Consider the following 3,654-nt stretch of genomic DNA (forward strand, 5'->3'; position numbering starts at 1 on the left):
GGGCGCGCACGAAACATGGCTGCTCCGCGCGCTGCGCACGCGCATCGCACCGGTGATCCGCACCGCCGTCGCGCATCCGCGCACGGTCGCCGGCGGTGCGGTGGCGATGCTGCTGGCGGGCGTCGGCGCGTTCGCGCTGCTGGGCCGCGAGTTCATGCCGACGCTGGACGAAGGCAATGTGGCGATGCAGGCGCTGCGCGTGCCGTCCACCTCGCTGGAACAGTCGCTGGCGATGCAGCTGGCGCTGGAAAAGGCCATCGCCGCGCAGCCGGAAGTGGCAACGGTGTTCTCGCGGACCGGCACCGCCGAGGCGGCGATCGACCCGATGCCGACCAACATCTCCGACAGCGTCATCGTGCTCAAGCCGCGCAAGGACTGGCCCGATCCGGCGCTGGACAAGGAGCGGCTGGTGGCCCGCCTGGAGGCGCTGGCGGGGCAGCAGCTCGGCAACAGCTTCGAGTTCAGCCAACCGATCGAATTGCGCTTCAACGAACTGATCTCCGGCGTGCGCACCGACCTGGCGGTGATGATCTTCGGCGACGACTTCGGCCAGTTGCAGAAGGTGGCCGAGCAGGTCGCCTCGACGCTGCGCGCGGTGGAGGGCGCGGCCGACGTGCGGGTGGAGCAGATCTCCGGCCTGCCCACGCTCGACGTGACCATCGACCACATGGCGGCGGCGCAGGTCGGGCTGAGCGCGGCGGATGTGAGCGACGCGCTGGCCACCGGCATCGGCGGCCGCGCCGCCGGCAAGATCTTCGAGGGCGACCGTCGCTTCGACGTGGTGGTGCGGATGGACGATGCCGCGCGCAACGATCCGGATCAGTTGGCCGCGCTGCCGATCGCCACGCCGACCGGACAGGTGATCCCGCTGTCGTCGGTGGCGCGCATCGCCGTCAGCGAAGGGCCGAACCAGATCAGCCGCGACAACGGCAGCCGCCGCGTGGTGGTGCAGGCCAACGTGCGCGGCCGCGACCTGGGCGGTTTCGTCGGCGCGGCGCAGGCCGCGGTGGCCGACGTGCCGTTGCCGCCGGGCGCCTACCTGACCTGGGGCGGTCAGTTCGAGAACCTGCAGCGTGCCCAGCGGCGGCTGGCGACCGTGGTACCGGTGGTGTTCCTGCTGATCGGCGGCCTGCTGTTCATGGCCCTGCGCAGCGTCAGGGAAGCGGTGCTGGTGTTCGGTTGCGTGCCGCTGGCGCTGGTCGGCGGCCTGCTCGCCCTGCTGCTGCGCGGCATGCCGTTCTCGGTGTCGGCCGCGGTGGGCTTCATCGCCGTCTCCGGCGTGGCCACCTTGAACGGCCTGGTGCTGATGCAGGCGATCCGCGAGCGCCTGGAGGCCGGCGACCTCCCGCTGCAGGCGGCGATCGACGGTGCGGGCAGCCGCCTGCGCGCGGTGTTGACCACCGCGCTGGTCGCGATCGTCGGCTTCATTCCGATGGCGATCGCCAGCGGCTCCGGTGCGGAGGTGCAGAAACCGCTGGCGACGGTGGTGATCGGCGGGCTGATCACCGCCACCGCGCTGACCTTGCTGGTGTTGCCGACGTTTGCCGCACGCGTGGCCGGGCCGCGCGTGGCGGGCTGATCCAGCACAGGCCGGCGCGCTTCTCGCGGGAAGCGGCGCCGGCCTGCGCGGCAGCGATCAGGCCTTCTTCTTGCGCGCGGCGATGTAGGCGCGGATCTGCTGCTGCAGCACCGGCAGCGGCACCGAGCCCTGCTGCAGCACCGCGTCGTGAAAGGACTTGATGTCGAAGTCCGCGCCGAGTTCGCGCTCGGCCTCGGCGCGCAGATCGAGGATGGTCAGCTCGCCGAGCTTGTAGCTCAACGCCTGGCCCGGCCAGGAAATGTAGCGGTCGACCTCGGTGGTGACCTCGTGCTCGCTGAGCGCGGTGCGCTCGCGCAGGTAGGCCTGCGCCTGCGCGCGGCTCCAGCCCTTGTGGTGCACGCCGGTGTCGATCACCAGGCGGCAGGCGCGCCACATCTCGTAGCTGAGCCGGCCGAAGTCCTCGTACGGCGTGGCGTAGATGCCCATCTCCTTGCCCAGCTTCTCGGTGTACAGCGCCCAGCCCTCGCCGTAGGCGGAGATGTAGTTCTCGCGTCGGAACGCCGGCTGCGCACCCTGTTCCTCGGCCAGCGCGCCCTGCAGCGAATGGCCCGGCGAGGATTCGTGCAGGGTCAGCGCCGGCAGGTTGTACAGCGGCCGCGACGGCAGGTCGTAGGTGTTGAGCCAGTAGGTGCCGACGCCGCCGCGGCCGGCGGTCCAGAACGGAGCGATGTCCGCCGGCACCGGCACGATGGTGAAGCGCCCGCGCGGCAGCGTGCCGATGAACTTGCCGACCTCCCCGTCCACGCGCTTGGCGATCCATGCGGCGCGATCGAGCAGTTCCTGCGGGGTCTTCACGTAGAACTGCGGATCGGTGCGCAGGAACTGCAGGAACGCCGGGAAGGTCTTCTGCCCGGCCGGCGCGTGAAAGCCGACCTGCTGGATGATCGCGTCCATCTCTTTCTGGATCCGCGCCACTTCGCGCAGGCCGAGCTGATGGATCTGCTCGGGGTCCATGTCCAGCGTGGTGTACTCGCGGATCTGCTGCCGGTAGTAGGCCTTGCCGTCGGGCAGGGCTTCGGCCGCCAGCGTGGTGCGCGCCTGCGGCATGTACTCCTGGCGATAGAAGGTCAGCAGCTGCGCGTAGGCCGGGATCACCTTGTCGCGCAGCGCCGCCTGCGCCTGCGCGCGCAGCTGCGCCTGCTCGGCGGCGGGAATCTGCGCCGGCATCTGCTTGAACGGCGTGTACAGCACCGCCGCGGTCGGATCCTTCAGTTCGGCCACGGTGGCGATGGCGCCATCGCGGCCGTCGAGCACCGCGCGCGGCACGCTGAAGCCGCGCTTGAGCCCGGCGCGCATGTTGTCGGTCTGCTGCGCGAAGTAGCGCGGCACGTCCTCCAGCCGCGCGATGTAGGCGCGGTACTCGTCGGGCGTGCGCAGCGTGCGCCGGGCCATGAACGCCAGGTCCGACCAGAACGCGCTGTCGGAATTGAACGGCATTTCGTAGGCGCGCAGGCGCACCGCCGCGGCCAGGTTCTCCACCTGCGGCCGGTACACCGCCAGGTTGACCTGGTTCTCGGGCGAAAGCTGGGCCGCATCGAGCGTGTCCAGCTGCCGCAGCACGTCCTCCCACACCTTCAGGCGCGCCGCCTGCGCCGCCGCGCCGACGTCGGGCAGATGGCGGTTGTCGCCACTGCTGTCGCTGTCCTCGTCGGCCTGGCCGAGCTGCGCCTGGCGCCAGGCCCACTCCTTCTCGTAGATGGCCTGGAAGCGCGCATCGGCGGCACTGGCATTGGCCGTGGCCGGTGTTGCACTGGACGCTGTCGACGCCGGCGGTGCGGCCAGTGCGGGCGTGGCCACGGCGAACGCGATCAGCAGGGAAATGGCCAGCGGGGTCTTGGCGAGCATGGGCATGGGCGGCACACGACGGGAACGGATCGCCGATGATCGCATCACCGCCCGGCCTGGCGGGTGGGCCGGAAGTCCTGTGTGGGGCAATGCAGGGAACGGAAACGCACTTCGCAGCGGTTGTACCGGGCTGCAACTCAGGAACTGCATCGCTGGCTTAGCTATAAATATGGCTGTAGCTCTGGCTGGCTGCGGCAGCCGCTGCGGCT

At 70.4% G+C, this 3,654-nt stretch carries 2 protein-coding genes; one reads left to right on the forward strand and one right to left on the reverse strand.

The genetic code is table 11. The features are described 5' to 3' along the window. Window positions 1-1,579, forward strand: a 1,579-nt coding sequence (locus D588_RS0118335; protein ID WP_017917011.1) for an efflux RND transporter permease subunit, incomplete at its 5' end; no start/stop codon positions are given. A gap of 57 nt (window positions 1,580-1,636) precedes the next feature. Here D588_RS0118335 and D588_RS0118340 read toward each other — a convergent pair. Beyond that, complete coding sequence (locus tag D588_RS0118340) at window positions 1,637-3,451, reverse strand: DUF885 family protein (protein WP_026143862.1); 1,815 nt, start codon at window positions 3,449-3,451, stop codon at window positions 1,637-1,639. Window positions 3,452-3,654 lie beyond the last annotated feature (203 nt).

Origin of the sequence: Xanthomonas sp. SHU 308 (genome assembly GCF_000364645.1) — a bacterium.
Lineage (GTDB): Bacteria > Pseudomonadota > Gammaproteobacteria > Xanthomonadales > Xanthomonadaceae > Xanthomonas_A > Xanthomonas_A sontii.